Raw genomic sequence first — 17,821 nt, forward strand, 5'->3', positions numbered from 1 at the left:
TTTATTTATCCCTCTTAATCTTCTAAGACCCAGGTGTCTTTAGTACCGCCACCTTGAGAGGAGTTCACCACTAAAGAGCCTTCTTTGAGGGCAACTCTGGTTAGGCCGCCTGGAACCATCTTGATGGTTTTTCCAGAGAGAACGAAAGGTCGTAGATCAATATGTCTTGGAGCCACGCCTGACTCAACAAAGGTTGGGCAGGTCGAGAGCGCCAAAGTAGGCTGTGCAATGTATTTGTCGGGATTGGCAATCAAATGCGCTCTAAATTCTTCAATCTCTGCTTTAGTTGAAGCTGGTCCAACTAACATGCCGTAACCGCCAGCACCATGAGTCAACTTCACTACTAATTTTTCTAAATTAGCCAATGTGTATGCCAAATCATCTGGCTTACGACATTGGAAGGTAGGTACGTTATTCAAAATTGGTTTTTCGCCAAGATAAAACTCAATCATCTCCGGCACGTAAGGGTAAATTGATTTGTCGTCTGCAATACCGGTGCCAATAGCGTTTGCCAAGGTCACATTACCGGCGCGATGCGCTGATAATAGGCCTGCCACTCCTAAGGTTGAGTCAGAGCGGAATGCCAGTGGATCTAAGAAGTCATCATCCACGCGGCGATAGATCACATCAACACGTTCGGGACCTTGAGTGGTGCGCATAAAGACTTGTTCATTCTTCACAAATAAATCTTTACCTTCAACTAACTCAACACCCATTTGCTGGGCAAGGTAGCTATGTTCAAAATATGCAGAGTTATACATACCAGGCGTGAGCACAACCACATTGGGTTTTTTAACGTCATCAGGCTTGACTGATTTCAGGCACTCCAGCAAAAGGTCTGGATAGTGCTCAACTGGAGCGATACGGTATTTTTGAAAGAGATCTGGGAAGAGGCGCATCATCATCTTGCGGTCTTCCACCATGTAAGACACACCAGAAGGCACTCGTAGGTTGTCCTCTAGAACGTAGAACTCACCCTCACCTGCGCGCACAATATCAATACCAGCGATTTGTGCATAGATGTCACGTGGCACGCTAACATTCCGCATCTCTGGGCGGTATTGCGCATTGTTATAGATTTGTTCGGCTGGAACAATGCCTGCCTTGATAATTTCTTCATCGTGATATACATCGTAGATAAAGCGGTTGAGCGCTTTTACCCGTTGACGCAAACCTGCTTCAAGTTGCCCCCATTCTTTAGCAGTAAAAATACGCGGCACTTGGTCGAAGGGGATAGTTCGCTCAGACCCAAGGTCATCCCCATAGACGGCGAACGTAATGCCTACTCGTCGAAAGATCAGGTCTGCTTCAGCGCGTTTGAGACCCATGAGGGTGTCGCTCTGCTGCTTTAACCAGTTGTGAAAAATTTGGTAGTGGGGACGCGCTTTGCCAGCAGCGTCGAGCATTTCGTCAAAAGGCAATTTCATAAATATAAAACTAAAGCCTTTGAGGGGAATCGATTAAGGGCGTTTGAAGCAGCTTGGTGCTGTATTGCACCATACAGGTGCATAATTGCTCTGATATTAGCCTTGAGGCCAGTCTAAACCAGTTTTGAGGTTTTAAGCGTTTAAATCACCTCTAGCGATTCGACCTTTTTGAACTTCCCACTCGCGTTCTTTGGTCGCTGCGCGTTTGTCGTGCTGTTTTTTACCTCTAGCTAGGCCGATTTCACACTTGACGTTGCCTTTGGAGAAATGAAGATTGAGCGGTACTAGGGTATAGCCTTTTTGTTCAACCTTGCCAATCAATTTGCGAATCTCAATAGCATTCAGAAGAAGTTTTCTGGTGCGGGTGCTGTCTGGGACGATATGGGTCGAGGCTGAAAGCAAGGGTGTGATGTGGCAGCCAATCAGGAAAAGCTCCGCCTTGCGAATGACAACATACGCTTCCTTGATGTGCACGCGACCGGCGCGGATAGCCTTCACTTCCCAGCCTTCTAGCACTAGCCCTGCCTCAAAGCGCTCCTCGATAAAATAATCAAAGAAGGCTTTTTTGTTATCGACGATACTCATATTTATTTAGCTTCCAAGATCGATTATGGCAGACGTCTACAAGACCGTTTTAATTGGCCAATCAGCCGACCGAATGTACGGCCTGGTAACCGATGTAGCGAGTTATCCCGAGTTTTTGCCTTGGTGCGGCGGAGTGGAGATCTTTGAGCAGAGCGAGATTGTTTTGGATGCCAAGATCAACATTAGCTTTAAGGGCATCAATCAGTTCTTTCATACTCGTAATGTGAATCATCGCCCCGAAACGATTGATATGGTTTTTGTGGATGGGCCCTTCAAGCACTTTTCTGGCCAGTGGAATTTCATTCCTCTGCGTGAAGATGCTTGCAAAGTGGAATTCAAGCTGCATTGGGAATTTAAGAGTGTGATTCTCGATAAGATCATTGGTCCTGTTTTTGGACACATTGCGGGCACATTCGTTGATTGCTTTGTGAAACGTGCGGAAGAGCTCTATGGCTAGTCGCACGATTGATATCTGGATTTGTGATGCGAGGCAGGGCAATCCCACTCTCAATCCCTTTGAGCTCACCATCTCAGCTGATGAGATGCCGACGGTCGGATTAGCCCTACTAAAAGCAGGCTTAGCAAGTAGCAAGGAGGATCCTGCCTTATCCAGGAAAGGTTGTTTTGGGGTTTTTGGCAAGCGCAAGGATTGGGATAGCCCAATTTACTCTGGAGATCGATTAGAGCTCTATTCCCCTTTATTGATTGACCCCAAGGCGGTAAGGCGCAAGAAGGCCAATCAAAATCAGGACGCCAAATTCCAGGCTGCCGCAGCCAAAAGGAAGGCTAGGAGGCTATAATCTGTTTTTGCGACTAGGGGTTTTGCATGCGACTCATTCAAAAAGCACTCACTTTTGACGATGTGCTCCTCGTACCGGCCTATTCATCGGTACTCCCTCGAGATGCCAGCTTGGCAAGTAAATTAACTCGAGATATTTCACTTAATACACCCTTGGTGTCCGCAGCGATGGATACTGTCACCGAAGGTCGATTGGCAATTGCCATGGCTAGTGAGGGCGGCATAGGCATTGTTCATAAAAATCTAAAGCCTGCAGAGCAAGCTCGTGAAGTTGCTAAGGTTAAGCGTTATGAATCTGGTGTTCTGCGCGATCCAATTACGATTGGTCCTGACTTTACCTTGCGCCAAGTCATTCAACTTTCTCGCGAACATGGTTTCTCAGGATTTCCAGTTCTCGTTGGTAAAGAAGTGGTTGGCATCATCACAAACCGCGATTTACGTTTCGAGGAAGATTTAGATGCGCCCGTTAAAACAAAGATGACGCCGCGTGAACGTTTGGTGACGGTAAAAGAGGGCTGCACCTTGGATGAAGCAAAGCGTTTGATGAGTCAACATCGTCTTGAACGCGTTCTGGTTGTGAATGATAAATTTGAATTACGTGGCTTGATTACCGTCAAAGATATTTTGAAAGCTACTGAGCATCCAAATGCTTGTAAGGATAGCGAAGGTAAGCTACGTGTTGGCGCAGCAGTTGGCGTTGGACCAGATAACGATGAGCGTATTGAGTTACTGGTGCGTGCTGGTGTTGACGTGATTGTGGTTGACACTGCTCATGGACACAGCCAAGGCGTATTAGATCGCGTCAAATGGGTCAAGAAAAATTATCCACAGGTCCAAGTGATTGGCGGCAATATCGCTACTGGTGATGCTGCTAAAGCATTGGCTGATCATGGTGCTGATGGCGTGAAGGTTGGTATTGGTCCAGGCTCTATTTGCACTACTCGTATTGTTGCTGGTGTTGGCGTTCCGCAAATTACTGCGATCGTGAATGTTGCTACTGCTTTAAAAGGCACGGGCATTCCGTTAATTGCCGACGGCGGTGTGCGTTATTCCGGTGACGTTGCTAAAGCATTAGCTGCTGGTGCCAGCTCTGTGATGATGGGCGGCATGTTCGCTGGCACAGAAGAGGCTCCGGGCGAAGTGTTCTTGTATCAAGGTCGTTCATATAAGAGTTATCGCGGTATGGGCTCTTTGGGCGCGATGGCTGATGGTTCTGCCGATCGTTACTTCCAGAGCGACATCGTTGCTAATGCTGAGAAGCTTGTGCCAGAGGGTATTGAAGGACAAGTCCCATATAAGGGCAGCGTTCTTGCAATCCTGCATCAACTCACAGGTGGCATTCGTTCCTCTATGGGTTATCTCGGCTGCAAGACTATTGCCGAACTTCATGAAAAAGCCAATTTTGTGGAAATTACATCAGCAGGTGTGCGCGAGTCACATGTTCATGATGTGAAGATCACTAAGGAAGCGCCGAATTACCACATTGATTAACAACTAAATAAAAGCTGAAATTAAGGCTGTTCTTTTCGTGCACGACAAAATACTGATTCTCGACTTTGGTTCACAAGTAACTCAATTAATTGCTAGACGTGTGCGTGATGCGCAAGTGTATTCAGAGATTCATCCCTATGATTGCGATCCAGAATTCATTCGCAAATTTATTCAAGAGCAGGATGGCAAGGGAATCATTCTCTCTGGGGGTCCTAGCTCAGTAACAGAGGATGGTAGTCCTCGTGCTCCACAAATCGTTTTTGAATTGGGTGTACCTGTCCTCGGTATTTGTTATGGCATGCAAACTATGGCAACCCAATTGGGCGGCGCAGTTGCATCTGCTGAGTCATTGGGTAAAGCACGTGAGTTTGGCTACTCTGAAGTGCGTGCTCACGGACACACTGATTTACTAAAAGGTATCCAAGACTTCTCTACCTCTGAAGGTCATGGAATTTTGAAGGTGTGGATGAGTCACGGGGATTCGGTGACTAGCATGCCACCATCATTTAAATTGATGGCTTCAACTGAGTCTTGCCCAATTGCGGGCATGGCCGATGAAGAGCGTCGCTTTTATGCATTCCAATTTCATCCGGAAGTCACTCATACCATTCAAGGAGAAGCTATTCTTGAGCGTTTTGTGCATGAGATTTGCAGGTGCAAGCCTGATTGGGTAATGGGCGACTACATTGCCGAGGCGGTTGAAAATATTCGCAAACAAGTTGGTGATGAAGAAGTCATTCTGGGTTTATCTGGCGGTGTGGACTCTAGCGTAGCTGCTGCGTTGATTCATCGTGCAATTGGCGATCAATTGACTTGCGTGTTTGTTGATCATGGTTTACTTCGCCTCAATGAAGGCGACATGGTGATGGAGATGTTTGCCAGAAATCTTGGCGTCAAAGTGATTCGCGTCGATGCAAAAGATACTTTCATGGGCGAATTGGCTGGCGTGTCTGATCCGGAAGCAAAGCGGAAGATCATTGGCAAAGAATTTGTAGAAATTTTCCAGACAGAATCTGGCAAGATCAAGAATGCTAAGTGGTTAGCACAAGGCACCATTTATCCGGATGTTATTGAATCTGCCGGCAAAGGCAAAAAAGGTGCGCACACGATTAAGAGCCACCACAATGTTGGCGGTCTTCCTGAGGATATGCACCTCAAATTACTTGAGCCCTTGCGTGAATTATTTAAGGATGAAGTGCGTGAACTTGGAGTTGCATTAGGTCTGCCGCGCGAGATGGTGTACCGCCACCCATTCCCAGGACCAGGTTTGGGCGTTCGCATCTTGGGCGAAGTCAAAGCAGAATTTGCCAGTTTATTGCAACGTGCTGATGCCATTTTTATTGAAGAACTGCGCAATACGATTGATCAAGCGAGTCAAAAGTCTTGGTATGACCTAACAAGTCAGGCATTTGCTGTCTTCTTGCCAGTTAAATCTGTTGGCGTGATGGGTGACGGTAGAACCTATGAGTATGTCGTTGCACTGAGAGCAGTACAGACACAAGACTTCATGACGGCACACTGGGCACACTTGCCACATGAGTTGTTGGGTAAAGTTTCCAACCGCATCATCAATGAAGTGCGCGGGATTAACCGGGTGGTATACGATATCAGCGGCAAACCGCCGGCAACGATAGAGTGGGAATAAAGCTCCTACCGCTGTAAATGACTGAGTTACGCCAAGCTGCCCTTGAAATTCTGGCAATGACAGATGCCCAAACTAAGGTAGGTCTGGTCTCTCAGTTATTCGAAGATTATCAAGAGCGGCGCATTACTCTAAATTCTTCTGAGGTATTAAACCAGGGAGGGCTGGATCTTCCTGGCCGACCCAGTAAGCCAGAGTTAATTCCACCATTGCAAGTTCCCAAAAGAAGAATGGATACTGTAGAGGGTAGAGCTTCGCTATTGCACTCTCTTGCGCATATTGAATTTAATGCCATCAACCTAGCTTTAGATGCTATTTGGCGTTTTCCAAATATGCCTGATCAATACTATGAAGATTGGCTTAAGGTTGCCAAAGAAGAGTCTTACCACTTCACTATAGTGAATGAACACATTCGGTCCTTTGGGTTTACTTACGGCGATTTTCCAGCGCACAATAGTTTGTGGGAGATGGTTGAGCGAACTAAAGATGCCGTCATTGCCAGAATGGCCTTAGTTCCCAGGACGATGGAGGCTAGAGGTCTCGATGCAGTGCCAATGATTCGAGATCGCTTTAAACAGATTAAAGAATTGACCGCAGTAGAGATTCTAGAAATCATCCTCCGAGATGAAGTGGGGCATGTAGCGATTGGCAACCATTGGTTTAATTTCTTGTGTGCAAAAGAGGGTTTGTCACCAATCTCAGCGTATAAAGATTTAGCAAGGAAATACTGTGCGCCAAAATTAAGAGGCCCATTCAATTTAGAGGCTCGCAGACAGGCTGGATTTAGCGAAGAGGAGCTCAGCTTGCTTGGGGTATAGTGAATAAAAAACAGGAGGATATATGAATCTATCTAGACGAACATTTATCGTATCAGCTACATTAGTTCCAGTTGCCTGTGGTGTGCCTCTGGGATATGAGCGTGGGACACCAGTTGCTCAACCAAATCCAATTCCTAAAGTTCGTCCACCACAAGTCGGTCAAGAATGGACCTATATCAAGCGAAATGTATTTGATGGAAAAACTATAGGATTAGTCACTGAGCGTGTGGCAAGTGTTGGCTCGACCATTACGATCCAAAGATCGATGGATAGTGGGGTCCAACTTCCAAATGAGATTCAAGGACCTTGGGGTATGGTGCAGACCGACACGCAATGGCCAAAACTCATCAGCTTTAACCCTGCTATTCCATTGTGGCCACAAGAGTTGACCGCTACATGGAACAAGCAAGCCAACACTAAATACAGTATTGGCGGCTATCCGGATGGCAAACTGGGTTGGCAAGAATATATTAGTGCCCACGGATGGGAGCAAATTACGGTTCCTGCTGGCACCTTCTTAACTTTGCGTTATCAGAGTTTGATTAACTATGAGAGCGAAGATGACAACAAGGTCAATTGCATTCGCAAAGAAACGGTGTGGTTTGCTCCTAGTATCGGACGTTGGGTTGCTCGTGAATCTTCAGGTTCATACATGATTCAGGGTCAGCTGGGCATGCCTAACTTAGAAGATAGTCTGCAATGGCAACTCACTTCATACAAGTAAAACAGCTGCGTAGATTATTTTTTTTAACCCTGTCGCTGTTTTTGGTAGGGTGTATTTCTTCGCAGCCGTTTCCTCAGGGAGTCAATGTTGGACAGCCCATACCTCAGCCGACAGTTCGTGCACCAAAGGTTGGGCAAGAATGGGTTTATCAAGTTCGCAATGTCTTTAATCAAGAGGTGGTTGATACGGTTACCGAGAGAGTTGTATCAGTAGGTGCCGAAGTTCGTATTAGTAGATCGGGGGTGAAGACGGGATCACTCCCTGATGAAATTCAATCACCTTGGGGTTATCTAGTGCAAGATCCTCATTGGAGCACTTCGCAAAAATTTCAGCCAATTATCCCAGCTTGGCCACCACAAATTCAATTAGGATTTAATCAGTTCTATAAAACAAGTTATCAAGTGCCAGGCTATCCCGATAGTAGTTATTACTGGGGTTTGGGTATGACTGCCGTTGCGTGGGAGCAAATTCAGGTGCCAGCGGGTAAATTCTTGGCGCTGCGTTATCACAATGAAGCCCCTTATTTTCAGAGCAATGATCTCTTTAGGGTCCAAAACATCCGCGCTGAGGATGTGTGGTTTGCTCCAGAAATCGGTCGCTGGGTCATCCGCAGGAGCAGCGGTCAATATATAACGCTTGGGGTTTCGTGGTTTAACCCTTACTGGGAAGACTTTTACCAATGGGAGTTGGTCTCCTGGAAGTGAGCAAAGCGCTTAAAATGGCGTATTGCTATGTATACCGTTAAAGAACTTTTCCCAACCTTACAAGGTGAAGGCGCTCATGCCGGACGCGCTGCCGTATTTTGCCGCTTTGCAGGTTGCAACCTTTGGAGTGGTCGCGAAGAAGATCGAGCCACAGCAGTTTGTCAATTTTGCGATACAGACTTTGTGGGTAGTGATGGCCTTGGCGGCGGTAAGTTTGAAGCTGCTAAAGATTTAGCTGATGCTATTGAGGCAGCGTGGAGAAGTACTTCCGCGGGACCTCAACAACGCTATGTTGTCTTCACCGGTGGCGAGCCGCTTTTGCAGTTAGATGAAGAATTAATTTCTGCGCTTCACCAAAAAGGCTTTGAGGTAGCGATCGAAACCAATGGCACCATTAAAGTTCCTAAAGGAGTGGATTGGGTTTGCGTAAGCCCTAAGGCTGGTTCTGATTTGATCGTGCTGCAAGCAAATGAATTGAAGTTAGTGGTACCACAGACAGGACACGATTCTTTGGAAAAATTGATGGCTCGTTTTGAGAAGATGGATTACCGCAATCGCTTCTTGCAACCCATGGATGGGCCTAATCTCAAAAGTAATACAGAGTTAGCAGTAGGCTTGTGCCAAAAACGTCCTTTATGGAGATTGAGTGTTCAATCGCATAAACTCATTGGAATTCGTTAAAAGGGCATAGCCCACATCTTATAAGTAACAAATGACTAGTAAACAACCCGCCATCTCCATTACCCGCCGCCTCGAGTTTGACTCAGGCCATCGCATTCCGAATCATGATGGGCAATGTAAGCATCTTCATGGTCATCGTTATGCTATTGAAGTGACCTTAATTGGTGAAGTGGCAGATCATCCGGGTAAAGCAGATGATGGGATGGTTTTAGATTTTGGCGATATCAAAAAACTGACCAATCAATATATCGTTGAGCAATGGGACCACGCTTTTTTAGTGGCCAAAGAAGATCAGGGCCTTGTGAATTTCCTGGCAACATTACCAAATCACAAAACAGTCATCATGGAGCATGTTCCTACTGTGGAGAATTTAGCTAATGCTGCCTTTGCAATCTTGCAACCGGTGTTTGCTAAAGCATTTGGTGGTCGCCTGCAGTTATCAGCTATCCGCCTATACGAAACTCCAAATTGCTGGGCTGACGTACATTCTGCTTAAATGAATCAAGCAGAACTTGATCATCAATTTATGCAACAAGCAATTGAGCAGGCTCAATTGGCTGCGGTTGCGGGTGAGGTTCCGGTTGGGGCTGTTTTAGTGCGCGATGGTCAGGTGATTGCTAAAGCATTTAATAAGCCTATTGGCAATCATGATCCCAGTGCCCATGCTGAGATGCTAGCCCTCAGAGAGGCTGCCAAGACAGAGGGAAATTATCGTCTTCCTGGTAGCACTTTATATGCGACTCTAGAGCCTTGTGTTATGTGCGCAGGTGCAATTCTTCATGCTAGGGTAGACCGAGTTGTTTTTGGCGCCCCCGACCCCAAAACAGGTGCCGCTGGAAGTGTTTTGGATGTATTCTCTTCAAAACAAATTAATCATCAAACCAGTGTTGAGGGTGGCGTTATGAGTGAAGAGTGCGGTCAATTGCTGCGCAGCTTCTTTAAGGAGCGTCGTTGAAATCTATCCATCTTATTGCACCATCTGGCGCTAGCTTAGACGAGAAAAGTCCACTAGCTGGTATTGCTTGGTTAAAAAGCCAGGGGATTGAGATTCAAAATCCTCATTGCGTGCATCGTGTTCACGAGCGCTTTGCAGGAAGCGATTCGGAGCGATTAAGCGAACTAAATCAATTAGCCACATTAGATCCACAGCAAATTGCTATGGCTATGCGTGGAGGCTATGGCATTCATCGCCTCCTACCCAATATTGAATGGAATGCGATTGCTCAGGCGGTGAAACATGGTTTGCAGATTTGTGGACATAGTGATTTCACAACCTTTGAGCTTGGTCTCTTGGCTAAAACTGGCGCTATTACTTTATCTGGCCCTATGCTCAATTATGATTTTGGGAAAATAGATGAAGCTGGCAAGGCGATTGCCCCAGACGATTTTATGTGGAAGCATTTCTTATCAGCGGTGCGGGATCGAAAGTTAGATTGGGCTATTCATTCAAAGCAAGTCTTTTTGGGCCAAGCAAATTCAGGCGCTGTGGTTGGGATGCTTTGGGGTGGCAATCTTACAGTGCTTGCGAGCCTCATCGGCACCCCTTATTTGCCTTCATTAAGTCAAACTAAAGGCGGCATCTTGTTCCTAGAGGATGTGAATGAACATCCTTACCGCCTGGAGAGAACCTTGATGCAGCTATTAGATGCTGGTGTGCTTGGTAATCAAGCGGCAATATTGTTAGGCGGCTTCTCTGCATATCGTTTGTATGACAACGATAGGGGTTATACGCTTGAGCGTGCGATCGAGATGATTCGAGAGCGCTTGACAAAGAATATTCCGATATTAACTGACCTGCCCTTTGGTCATCAGGCTAACAAGCTGACCTTACCTGTTGGTGCAAATGCAAGCCTCGATTACAGCACTGCAGGATTTACTCTTAAAGCAAGTTGGTAAACATGTCCTTGGGAAGATGGATTCGTCCAAGTATTCTATTAATAGCGTTGATTTTTACAGGGGCCGCAATGGCGATCGAAGAGCCAAAATACTCAGTTCTTGAGAAGACGCCTCCATTTGAACTTCGTTCTTATGCGCCAATGATTTTGGCTGAGGTTCAGGTTGAAGGTGATCTAGACGATGCTTCAAGCCAAGGCTTTAGACTAATTGCCGCCTATATCTTTGGTCAAAATCAAGTAAGCGAAAAGATTGCGATGACTGCACCAGTTGCAGTTGAGGAGCAAACCGTTAAAAGTGCCAAGATTGCCATGACTGCTCCAGTCAATATTGAGAGTAATGCGGGCCAATGGACTGTTACCTTTGTGATGCCTGCAGAATACACGATGGATACTTTGCCTAAGCCACTCAATTCAAAGGTTCAGCTAAGGCAAATTCCTGCAGTCAAGAGAGCGGTTATCACCTTCTCCGGTTTTTATAATCATCAGAAGGTCACTGAGAAGACGCTCGAGCTAGAAGAGTGGATGAAGACCAAAAATTTACTGGCAACCGGTACGCCTAAATTTGCTCGCTATAACCCGCCCTGGACTTTGCCATTTATGCGGCGTAATGAGATTCAAATTGATGTGCGTGACTAGTTCACGCCTCACTTTGGTCTTAGGCTTCAACACTCTTTAATAAGAACTGCGCACCATCATCGAGTCCTAAGGCTTTAGTGAGGATAGGTAAGGCTTCAGCGAGATGCTTTTCAAGCGTCCACGGCGGATTAATGATGAACATACCGCTGGCTTGAAGACGCCGCTCCCCAGGTGCATTTTCAACTCGGAGTTCGGTATGAAGCCAGGAGCGTTTATGGGCAGTGCAAATTTTTTTCATACGGTCGGGTAGGGCTGCCGATTCTCTTCTGGAGAGAATGGGATACCAGATTGCATAACAGCCCGTAGCAAAGCGCTGCATAGCCTCTTCGATTGCCACCTCAAGATAACGATAGTCTTGCTTATCTTCATACGAGGGATCAATTAACACGAGGCCACGCCTACTTGGCGGGGGTAGTAAGCCTCTAAGCCTGCTAAAGCTATCTGCTGCGTAAACATCAATTTGCTTTGCGCATTCCAGCTCACTGATATTGTGGCGAAGAATATCAATTTCTTTGGGGTGTAACTCAAATAACTTGAGGCGATCTTGTGGTCTGAGAAGTCGAGCCAAAATGAATGGAGATCCAGGATAGGTATTGAGTTCTTCAGTAATATTTTCGGCCGCAATGCAGTCCAAATATTTTTGAACGCTCTCGGGAATCGGGTTACCAGCTTCTTTGAATTTCAGTAATCGAAATATTCCGCCCTCTGCCTCTTTGCTCACGGCCGCAAAACCATCCTGCAGGCTATAAATGCCGGCGCCAGCATGAGTGTCGACCATCGTTAATGCGACAGGTTTCTCCTGCAAATATTCTACTAAATGAACTAGGGTGAGGTGTTTGAGAATGTCAGCATGACTGCCAGCATGAAATGCATGTCTATAGCTAAACATAAGAAATTATTTACTAGTACCAGGCAATTGTGTAAATTGCGCTCGTACAAAAAATACCAACGTGATTGCAACAACAGCGATGGATGCATATTGCAAGGGTTGATTGAGCTCAAGATCCATTACCTGTGTGTAGTGCGCATAGATTGCGGCAATACCTGCTAGCGCAATCAAGTGAGACCAAATACTTTTAGGTTTCAGTTGTGACTCTGGAACACGCTCAGCTAGTAGGGCGCCAATCATGCCGCACCAAATGCCAAATCCAGCCCCACCCAGCACATCTGTTAGCCAGTGCGCCCCTACGGCATTGCGAGATATGCCTACCAATGCGGCTACAAGGAAGAGGGCGGCAAGATGCACGCGCTTACCCATAGCGGAAACGAAATATAAAGCGCTTGCAATCGCAAATGCTGTCAGTGTATGGCCTGAGGGAAATGCTTTATGGAGTAAAGGCTCGCCAATGCGATAGAAGCTGCCATCTTCTAGCAAACCTGCAGGTCTTGGAAGATTAAATAGGCTTTTAAGGGCTGTACTGATAATTGCAGAAATTGCTCCGCCTAAAATTCCGGCAGTTAATAGACGTGGTGCTAAAAGCAGGAGCGGAAAGGCGAGTGCAAAAATGCCCCAACCATTACCCAAAAATGTTAGCCACGCCCAAGTAATATCAGGCAATAGTCTAGTGAAGCGATTGATGATTAAAAAGCTACTACTCTGTAGATCACCAAGGTAAATGACTGCCGCAAGAGCTAATGGAGCAAGCGGTATAAACCAAATCAGTGTGGGGATAGCTTTCTTGCTCATCCAGCTGAACGACCTTTTGCTTTATCAGACTCATCAAGCTGTAAAGAAACTTTTTCTAATACTTGCGCAACAGTAATAGCCTGCATACAAACATTGTCATGACAGGGGGTCTTTCGATGGTTTGCAGCGCTCACGCAAGGAGAGCAAGCAAGATTGGCAGTAATCGCAATAGAGTTGCCGACTGAGCCATAGAGGGCTGGAGTTTCTGGGCCAAAGAGTACAACAGTTCGCAGTGGCGTCACTGCTGAGAAGTGTCCTGGCCCAGAATCATTGGTCACCATCACATCAGACAGTGTGTATAGGGGTGGTAGTTCGGCGAAAGATACTTGACCTGCGAAGTTCAGCGCATTTTTTACATTTGCAACAGAACGAACTTTATCTACATAGACAAATTCTGCAGGCGATCCAGTAATGAGGATTAAATCATTTGGATAGCGCTGGTTTACCGCTTGAATCAATTCAGAAAAACGCTGTTGTGCCCAGCGACGTTGTGGCAATAGATCGCTAGCATTGGGATTAATCAGAATTAAGCGATCCTTTCCGTGGGTATAGGCAATTCCAGCTTCAGAAGCTTTTTGCTCGATTCGCGAGAGCACTTTTTTCATAACATCTGGAATGATGTGCGCTTGTTCTAGCTTTACTTCTGAATCAGCAATATGAATTTTGCTAAACGGAACTTCGATCTCTGTAGCAAAAGCAGCATGGATCAGGGATAGAAAATTCTTAGTAATGTGAATATGCGGGTTGTAATGCACTTTGCGTGTAAGCATAAAGCCGCGCCACAAGCCTTCCCCGTGAAAAATGTGATAACCGACACGGCGACGAGCACCACAGAGGCCAGTAAGAAGGGCGGTAAAGCGCGAGAAAAGCTCAAGGTCGATCACAGTATCAATGCGATGAGTGCGCGCCAGAATTAAAAAGCGCAAAGTATCTTTAATCAAGCCGCCTAGGCTTGAAGAGTCAATAGTGAAAATATTTTCTGGCTTAACTGTATTCAAAAGAGTCAAGCTAGCGCGATTACTCTTAAAAATTAAAAAGAATAATTCAGCACCACGAGCCTGAGCATTGCGCATGGCTGGATCAACCAAGATTGCACTTCCCATTTCTGAGAGCTCAATAAAAAGTAATTTTTTAGGTGTCTGAGGTCCACGGCTGAAAATATTTTTGATGCCATCGATCAAAGCTACCAATGGACTGGCAATTGCGCATAGGGGTACTCCAACCCAATGATCAATGGCACGCATGGTATTGACGCTAATAGTCATAGTTTTGTTCTGAAAAAATTATTTTCGTTTTAGTAAAAAGTACGCACCTGGTAGTGCTGAGATAACGGTAATGGCGCCGTAACTAATAGAGGCCAATACAGTTAATGAGGGGTTGACGCCCCACAAAGCTAGCACGGAAGATAAAGTGGCTTCACGCAATCCCCATCCAGAAATACTAATTGGCAACATCAGCAACAGACTTAGCGCAGGCAATCCAATCATGAGGCTTGATACAGGCGCTTCAGCACCGTACGCCCGAAGACAAAAACCAAAAGCCAAAATAATGAAGCCATGGATACCGATCGCAAAGAGTGCTTGGGCGATATTCATTGGCCATGAGAAAGCCAGGTGAATGCCGGGCATCGCGTTGTTCATGCGCAAGCGATCCAGTAATTTTTGTAAGAGCTGGCGGGTGGGTGTCCACGCTAAGACAAAAGCAATCGATAGTCCCGCTAAGACCATGAGGGCTACTACTGCATACCCTAGGTCTTGCCCCCAAACTGCGAGTGTTGCGCCACCAAGAATCAAACCCAATCCGCCGAGAAGATTGTTGCCGGCTAATCCCAAAAGTCGATCCACTAAAACCATCGCAAAGCTCAAGCGAAGTTTAGGCGGTGCATGCTCTAAATCTACCGAGTGGTGAAGCTCATCATCAAGCTCTTTTGTCCCACTCAGATTTCCGTTGTTGGTTAGGTGGGTAGCAGTGATGGCGCGGTAGCTATCTCCACCAAGTGTGCTTGGCAAACCTTGGTTAATGAGCCCACCAGCAAAGTACAGTGCAACATAAGTTTTGAGACTACCTTGTAAACCAACGCTGCGCATCAAAAAGCCCCAGCGTAAGCCGCCGCAAATAAAGGCACAACAAATGGCGATTGCTGCTGCGATAAGCCACATTGGTTGCATCTTGATTTCTGAATCTAATAGGGTGTGCCAGTCAATTCCGCTGGTGGCTTTCCAGAGCAGGGCAATAGATAGCAAAATCCGAATGGTGGGCCATGCCCGTTTGAGGATTGATTTCCACCCAGATGGGGTTTTAGGGGTGGATTGGGGTAAAGAGCTCATAGGCGTAAGGATAATGCTTTGGGCGCCTAAGGTCTTGAATTTGGGTGAATTACTCCGCCAAATCAGGGCCTTGCCAGTTGTGACAAAGGCTAAAGTCAAATTTAGACAGAATTTGTCCAAAGCGCTTAATCTCTAGGGTATCTAAAGGTTCGCAGCGCTCAAAAGCGGTCTGATTACCAATGGGGGGTCCAAAAGACATCCCGGACCAGTTAATGAGAAGAAGATTCGCTCCGCGAGGCAATTGACCAAACCAAAGATCAAATTGATCTTTGCGTGTATCCAACACAAATACAGGGATGGGTTTGGCATACCAAGCAGCGCGGCTCCCGAGGGTCCAGTTTTGAACGCCAATACCATTTGCTTTGCTAGTTTGAGTTAATTCAGCCGCTTTTTGACCTGCGAGTTTCCAGCCATAGAGATCAGCAATCGGATTGGATTTCACTACAGCTGAGCTGATGCCACCAGAGAGAACATAAGCAAAGCCAATGCAGCATAGCGCTACTTGGGCAATAAACAAGATACGAATGAGGCGATGATGTTGTGTTGACCAAGCTTTCGCTAAACCAATTCCAGCAAATGGTGCCAAGCAAAACCATGCGGGCGATGTCCAGTGCGGTAAACCTCCACCACCAGAAAGGCCGGTAAAGATTGCAAAGGGAATTACAAAGAATCCCAGTAAGGCTAGCAATGACAACTTGGTACCGTGAATACAGTGCTTGATAAAAAGATAAGCGCCCAAGACGAGTAGGGGTCCAAAGACCAATATCTGAATACCCAGGTAAGCACCAAGCCGGCGCCAAAGCCATGTACTGCCTGCTCCATGAGCAATTTGATATTTAAATGAAATCCAATCGTTAACCCAATTCCAATAGAGCACAGGGCTGATCAAGAGAAGGGCAACTATTACAGCAACCCAAAACCCTATTTTGTTAATCCAAGGCTTACGAGGATTGCTTAAAAATATTAACAACAGAGCAATAGCCGTAAATACAGCGGTGTATTTACTGAGACCTGCAAGTCCTAATAAAACGCCAGTAATCAGCCATTCAGCAACACTAAGATCATCTTTGACTAACCAACGTAAAGCCATCAGCATGAGACCAAGACTTAATGGTGTAAGCAGGGTATCAGGTAATAAACCGATGGCAAGAATATGCGTCATGGGTGCGGCAATGATGGCCAGCACTGCCATCAGGCCGCAAGTATTGGCTGAGGGTAACGCGCTGGTAAGGTAGCCAGCATTACGACCTTGAATGAAGTGATGTACCTCTAGAGTCACTTGATAAACCAGGTAACAAGATAGGACCCAGAGCAATTCTGGAATGAGGCGAATGATGCCTTCAGCAGAGGTGAGCGCAACTAGAGGCCACTGTATCCAACCAACCAACGGTGGGTGATCAAAATAACTCCAGGCTAGGTGCTGGGCATAGAGGGCGTAGTGAGCCTCATCAACCGAGAATTCAATCGCAAAGCCAAGGGCAAAGTGCACTAAAGCAGCAATGCAGATACAGATTACGGCCCAGATTGAAGGTGATTGTTGGCGCATGTGTCGATTTTAGACTTACTTTTTGTATCGGCTTTAGTAAATATTTGGGACAATCAACTCATGTTGAAGTCTGTTTCCCTTTCTCTGCTGATCTCGATAGCGCTGACTCTTGTTGGCTGCGCTGGGCTTGGCGGAGGCTCAGTTCAAAATGAGTCAGGGCAGGCCATGAATGTCGATCAAATGCCCGTACAAGATGAGCTTCCCAAATTTTCAGCGGAGACTGCACGCGACGGGATGCCAAATGGTTGGAACTTTTATCGCATCGCACCGTATAAGAAGAACACAGTTTACCGTTTAGAGAGCTATCAGGGAAAAACCGTTTTGAGCGCTAACTCTAAAACTTCTGCATCAGGTTTGGCAGTGAAATTGCGTCCTCGTCAGGCAAATAATTTATGGCTACAGTGGGAGTGGAAGGCTTTGGGGGCGATGCCTGAAGCTGACAATGCAAAAGGTATTAGTGATGATGCTCCCTTAAGAATTCTAGTTGCATTTGATGGCAATAAATCCAAGCTTCCCTTAAAAGAAAAACTGAATTTTGAGATGGCCAGCTTGATTAGTGGTCAAGAAATGCCATATGCCACCGTGATGTACATATGGTCTGGCAAATCACCCATCGATACGATCATTACTAACGCCCATACCTCACGCATCAAAATGATTGTGGTGGATTCAGGTTGGGATAATTTAGGGCAATGGCATAAACATCAACGAGATTTAACTGCTGATTACAAGCGTGTCTACGGAGAAGCGCCGGGAGAAGTGATTGGAGTTGCCTTACTTACCGATACCGATAACACCAAGTCTGAGACGCGAGCGTTTTATGGAGATATAGAGCTTGTCCGCAAGAATCCAAAATAAC

General features: G+C 46.2%; 20 protein-coding genes. 13 read left to right on the forward strand and 7 right to left on the reverse strand.

Annotation, left to right across the window (positions count from 1 at the left end):
* Positions 1 to 14: 14 nt before the first annotated feature.
* Together ICV38_RS02820 and smpB are read right to left on the reverse strand one after the other, a co-directional pair.
* Positions 15 to 1,427, reverse strand: coding sequence for a circularly permuted type 2 ATP-grasp protein (locus tag ICV38_RS02820; RefSeq protein WP_215382241.1), 1,413 nt, complete (start codon positions 1,425 to 1,427; stop codon positions 15 to 17).
* A gap of 132 nt (positions 1,428 to 1,559) precedes the next feature.
* Entirely contained in the window at positions 1,560 to 2,012 is a 453-nt protein-coding gene (gene smpB / locus ICV38_RS02825; RefSeq protein ID WP_114638281.1) for an SsrA-binding protein SmpB, read from the reverse strand.
* Positions 2,013 to 2,037: 25 nt separating this feature from the next.
* Between smpB and ICV38_RS02830 the strand changes: the two genes are divergently transcribed.
* The 12 genes from ICV38_RS02830 (at position 2,038) to ICV38_RS02885 (ending at position 11,402) form a co-directional block, all read left to right on the forward strand.
* Positions 2,038 to 2,469, forward strand: a complete 432-nt coding sequence (locus ICV38_RS02830) for a type II toxin-antitoxin system RatA family toxin (RefSeq protein ID WP_215382242.1) — start codon at positions 2,038 to 2,040, stop codon at positions 2,467 to 2,469.
* Entirely contained in the window at positions 2,462 to 2,812 is a 351-nt protein-coding gene (locus tag ICV38_RS02835) for an RnfH family protein (protein ID WP_215382243.1), read from the forward strand. The genes ICV38_RS02830 and ICV38_RS02835 overlap by 8 nt, the downstream gene beginning before the upstream one ends.
* Positions 2,813 to 2,838: 26 nt before the next feature.
* Positions 2,839 to 4,302: an IMP dehydrogenase gene (gene guaB, locus ICV38_RS02840; RefSeq protein ID WP_215382244.1), complete on the forward strand. Its 1,464-nt coding sequence runs from the start codon at positions 2,839 to 2,841 to the stop codon at positions 4,300 to 4,302.
* A gap of 37 nt (positions 4,303 to 4,339) precedes the next feature.
* The gene (gene guaA / locus ICV38_RS02845; protein WP_215382246.1) at positions 4,340 to 5,947 is read left to right on the forward strand and encodes a glutamine-hydrolyzing GMP synthase; all 1,608 of its coding nucleotides are present in this window, start codon (positions 4,340 to 4,342) and stop codon (positions 5,945 to 5,947) included.
* 17 nt (positions 5,948 to 5,964) lie between these two features.
* Entirely contained in the window at positions 5,965 to 6,762 is a 798-nt protein-coding gene (locus ICV38_RS02850) for a ferritin-like domain-containing protein (protein ID WP_215382247.1), read from the forward strand.
* Positions 6,763 to 6,784: 22 nt separating this feature from the next.
* Positions 6,785 to 7,486, forward strand: a complete 702-nt coding sequence (locus ICV38_RS02855; RefSeq protein ID WP_215382248.1) for a hypothetical protein — start codon at positions 6,785 to 6,787, stop codon at positions 7,484 to 7,486.
* Positions 7,462 to 8,190 carry a hypothetical protein gene (locus ICV38_RS02860; protein ID WP_215382249.1) on the forward strand — a complete coding sequence of 243 codons (729 nt, stop codon included), beginning with the start codon at positions 7,462 to 7,464 and terminating at the stop codon, positions 8,188 to 8,190. Before ICV38_RS02855 ends, ICV38_RS02860 begins: the two co-directional genes overlap by 25 nt.
* Before the next feature lie 27 nt (positions 8,191 to 8,217).
* Positions 8,218 to 8,871, forward strand: a complete 654-nt coding sequence (gene queE, locus ICV38_RS02865) for a 7-carboxy-7-deazaguanine synthase (RefSeq protein ID WP_215382250.1) — start codon at positions 8,218 to 8,220, stop codon at positions 8,869 to 8,871.
* 31 nt (positions 8,872 to 8,902) lie between these two features.
* Positions 8,903 to 9,367 carry a 6-carboxytetrahydropterin synthase QueD gene (queD, locus tag ICV38_RS02870; protein ID WP_215382251.1) on the forward strand — a complete coding sequence of 155 codons (465 nt, stop codon included), beginning with the start codon at positions 8,903 to 8,905 and terminating at the stop codon, positions 9,365 to 9,367.
* Entirely contained in the window at positions 9,368 to 9,826 is a 459-nt protein-coding gene (gene tadA / locus ICV38_RS02875) for a tRNA adenosine(34) deaminase TadA (RefSeq protein WP_215382252.1), read from the forward strand.
* Positions 9,823 to 10,767: an LD-carboxypeptidase gene (locus ICV38_RS02880; RefSeq protein WP_215382253.1), complete on the forward strand. Its 945-nt coding sequence runs from the start codon at positions 9,823 to 9,825 to the stop codon at positions 10,765 to 10,767. Before tadA ends, ICV38_RS02880 begins: the two co-directional genes overlap by 4 nt.
* Positions 10,768 to 10,835: 68 nt before the next feature.
* Complete coding sequence (locus tag ICV38_RS02885; protein ID WP_215382254.1) at positions 10,836 to 11,402, forward strand: heme-binding protein; 567 nt, start codon at positions 10,836 to 10,838, stop codon at positions 11,400 to 11,402.
* Positions 11,403 to 11,421: 19 nt separating this feature from the next.
* On the opposite strand, the gene ICV38_RS02890 is transcribed toward ICV38_RS02885, so the two are convergent.
* Genes ICV38_RS02890 through ICV38_RS02910 form a run of 5 tightly spaced genes read right to left on the reverse strand, consistent with a single transcriptional unit; the run spans position 11,422 to position 16,962 of the window.
* Entirely contained in the window at positions 11,422 to 12,291 is an 870-nt protein-coding gene (locus ICV38_RS02890) for a 23S rRNA (adenine(2030)-N(6))-methyltransferase RlmJ (protein WP_215382255.1), read from the reverse strand.
* Positions 12,292 to 12,297: 6 nt separating this feature from the next.
* A complete protein-coding gene (locus ICV38_RS02895) occupies positions 12,298 to 13,089 on the reverse strand; it encodes a phosphatase PAP2 family protein (protein WP_215382256.1) in 792 nt (263 codons plus the stop codon).
* Positions 13,086 to 14,354 (reverse strand): glycosyltransferase family 9 protein, encoded by a 1,269-nt coding sequence (locus tag ICV38_RS02900; RefSeq protein ID WP_215382257.1) that lies wholly within the window; start codon positions 14,352 to 14,354, stop codon positions 13,086 to 13,088. Before ICV38_RS02900 ends, ICV38_RS02895 begins: the two co-directional genes overlap by 4 nt.
* 18 nt (positions 14,355 to 14,372) lie before the next feature.
* Positions 14,373 to 15,416: a lysylphosphatidylglycerol synthase transmembrane domain-containing protein gene (locus tag ICV38_RS02905; RefSeq protein ID WP_215382258.1), complete on the reverse strand. Its 1,044-nt coding sequence runs from the start codon at positions 15,414 to 15,416 to the stop codon at positions 14,373 to 14,375.
* A gap of 49 nt (positions 15,417 to 15,465) precedes the next feature.
* Positions 15,466 to 16,962 (reverse strand): glycosyltransferase family 39 protein, encoded by a 1,497-nt coding sequence (locus tag ICV38_RS02910; RefSeq protein WP_215382259.1) that lies wholly within the window; start codon positions 16,960 to 16,962, stop codon positions 15,466 to 15,468.
* Here ICV38_RS02910 and ICV38_RS02915 point away from each other — a divergent pair, their 5' ends adjacent.
* A complete protein-coding gene (locus tag ICV38_RS02915) occupies positions 16,963 to 17,820 on the forward strand; it encodes a DUF3047 domain-containing protein (protein WP_251368201.1) in 858 nt (285 codons plus the stop codon).
* Position 17,821: the final 1 nt, after the last annotated feature.

The organism is Polynucleobacter sp. MG-6-Vaara-E2 (assembly GCF_018687695.1).
Lineage (GTDB): Bacteria > Pseudomonadota > Gammaproteobacteria > Burkholderiales > Burkholderiaceae > Polynucleobacter.

Bases quoted from the DNA above. Each gene is read 5' to 3' on its own strand.
- ICV38_RS02820 (WP_215382241.1), bottom strand. From the start codon at position 1,427: ATGAAATTGCCTTTTGACGAAATGCTCGACGCTGCTGGCAAAGCGCGT.
- smpB (WP_114638281.1), bottom strand. From the start codon at position 2,012: ATGAGTATCGTCGATAACAAAAAAGCCTTCTTTGATTATTTTATCGAG.
- ICV38_RS02830 (WP_215382242.1), top strand. From the start codon at position 2,038: ATGGCAGACGTCTACAAGACCGTTTTAATTGGCCAATCAGCCGACCGA.
- ICV38_RS02835 (WP_215382243.1), top strand. From the start codon at position 2,462: ATGGCTAGTCGCACGATTGATATCTGGATTTGTGATGCGAGGCAGGGC.
- guaB (WP_215382244.1), top strand. From the start codon at position 2,839: ATGCGACTCATTCAAAAAGCACTCACTTTTGACGATGTGCTCCTCGTA.
- ICV38_RS02850 (WP_215382247.1), top strand. From the start codon at position 5,965: ATGACTGAGTTACGCCAAGCTGCCCTTGAAATTCTGGCAATGACAGAT.
- ICV38_RS02855 (WP_215382248.1), top strand. From the start codon at position 6,785: ATGAATCTATCTAGACGAACATTTATCGTATCAGCTACATTAGTTCCA.
- ICV38_RS02860 (WP_215382249.1), top strand. From the start codon at position 7,462: ATGGCAACTCACTTCATACAAGTAAAACAGCTGCGTAGATTATTTTTT.
- queE (WP_215382250.1), top strand. From the start codon at position 8,218: ATGTATACCGTTAAAGAACTTTTCCCAACCTTACAAGGTGAAGGCGCT.
- queD (WP_215382251.1), top strand. From the start codon at position 8,903: ATGACTAGTAAACAACCCGCCATCTCCATTACCCGCCGCCTCGAGTTT.
- tadA (WP_215382252.1), top strand. From the start codon at position 9,368: ATGAATCAAGCAGAACTTGATCATCAATTTATGCAACAAGCAATTGAG.
- ICV38_RS02885 (WP_215382254.1), top strand. From the start codon at position 10,836: ATGGCGATCGAAGAGCCAAAATACTCAGTTCTTGAGAAGACGCCTCCA.
- ICV38_RS02890 (WP_215382255.1), bottom strand. From the start codon at position 12,291: ATGTTTAGCTATAGACATGCATTTCATGCTGGCAGTCATGCTGACATT.
- ICV38_RS02895 (WP_215382256.1), bottom strand. From the start codon at position 13,089: ATGAGCAAGAAAGCTATCCCCACACTGATTTGGTTTATACCGCTTGCT.
- ICV38_RS02900 (WP_215382257.1), bottom strand. From the start codon at position 14,354: ATGACTATTAGCGTCAATACCATGCGTGCCATTGATCATTGGGTTGGA.
- ICV38_RS02905 (WP_215382258.1), bottom strand. From the start codon at position 15,416: ATGAGCTCTTTACCCCAATCCACCCCTAAAACCCCATCTGGGTGGAAA.
- ICV38_RS02910 (WP_215382259.1), bottom strand. From the start codon at position 16,962: ATGCGCCAACAATCACCTTCAATCTGGGCCGTAATCTGTATCTGCATT.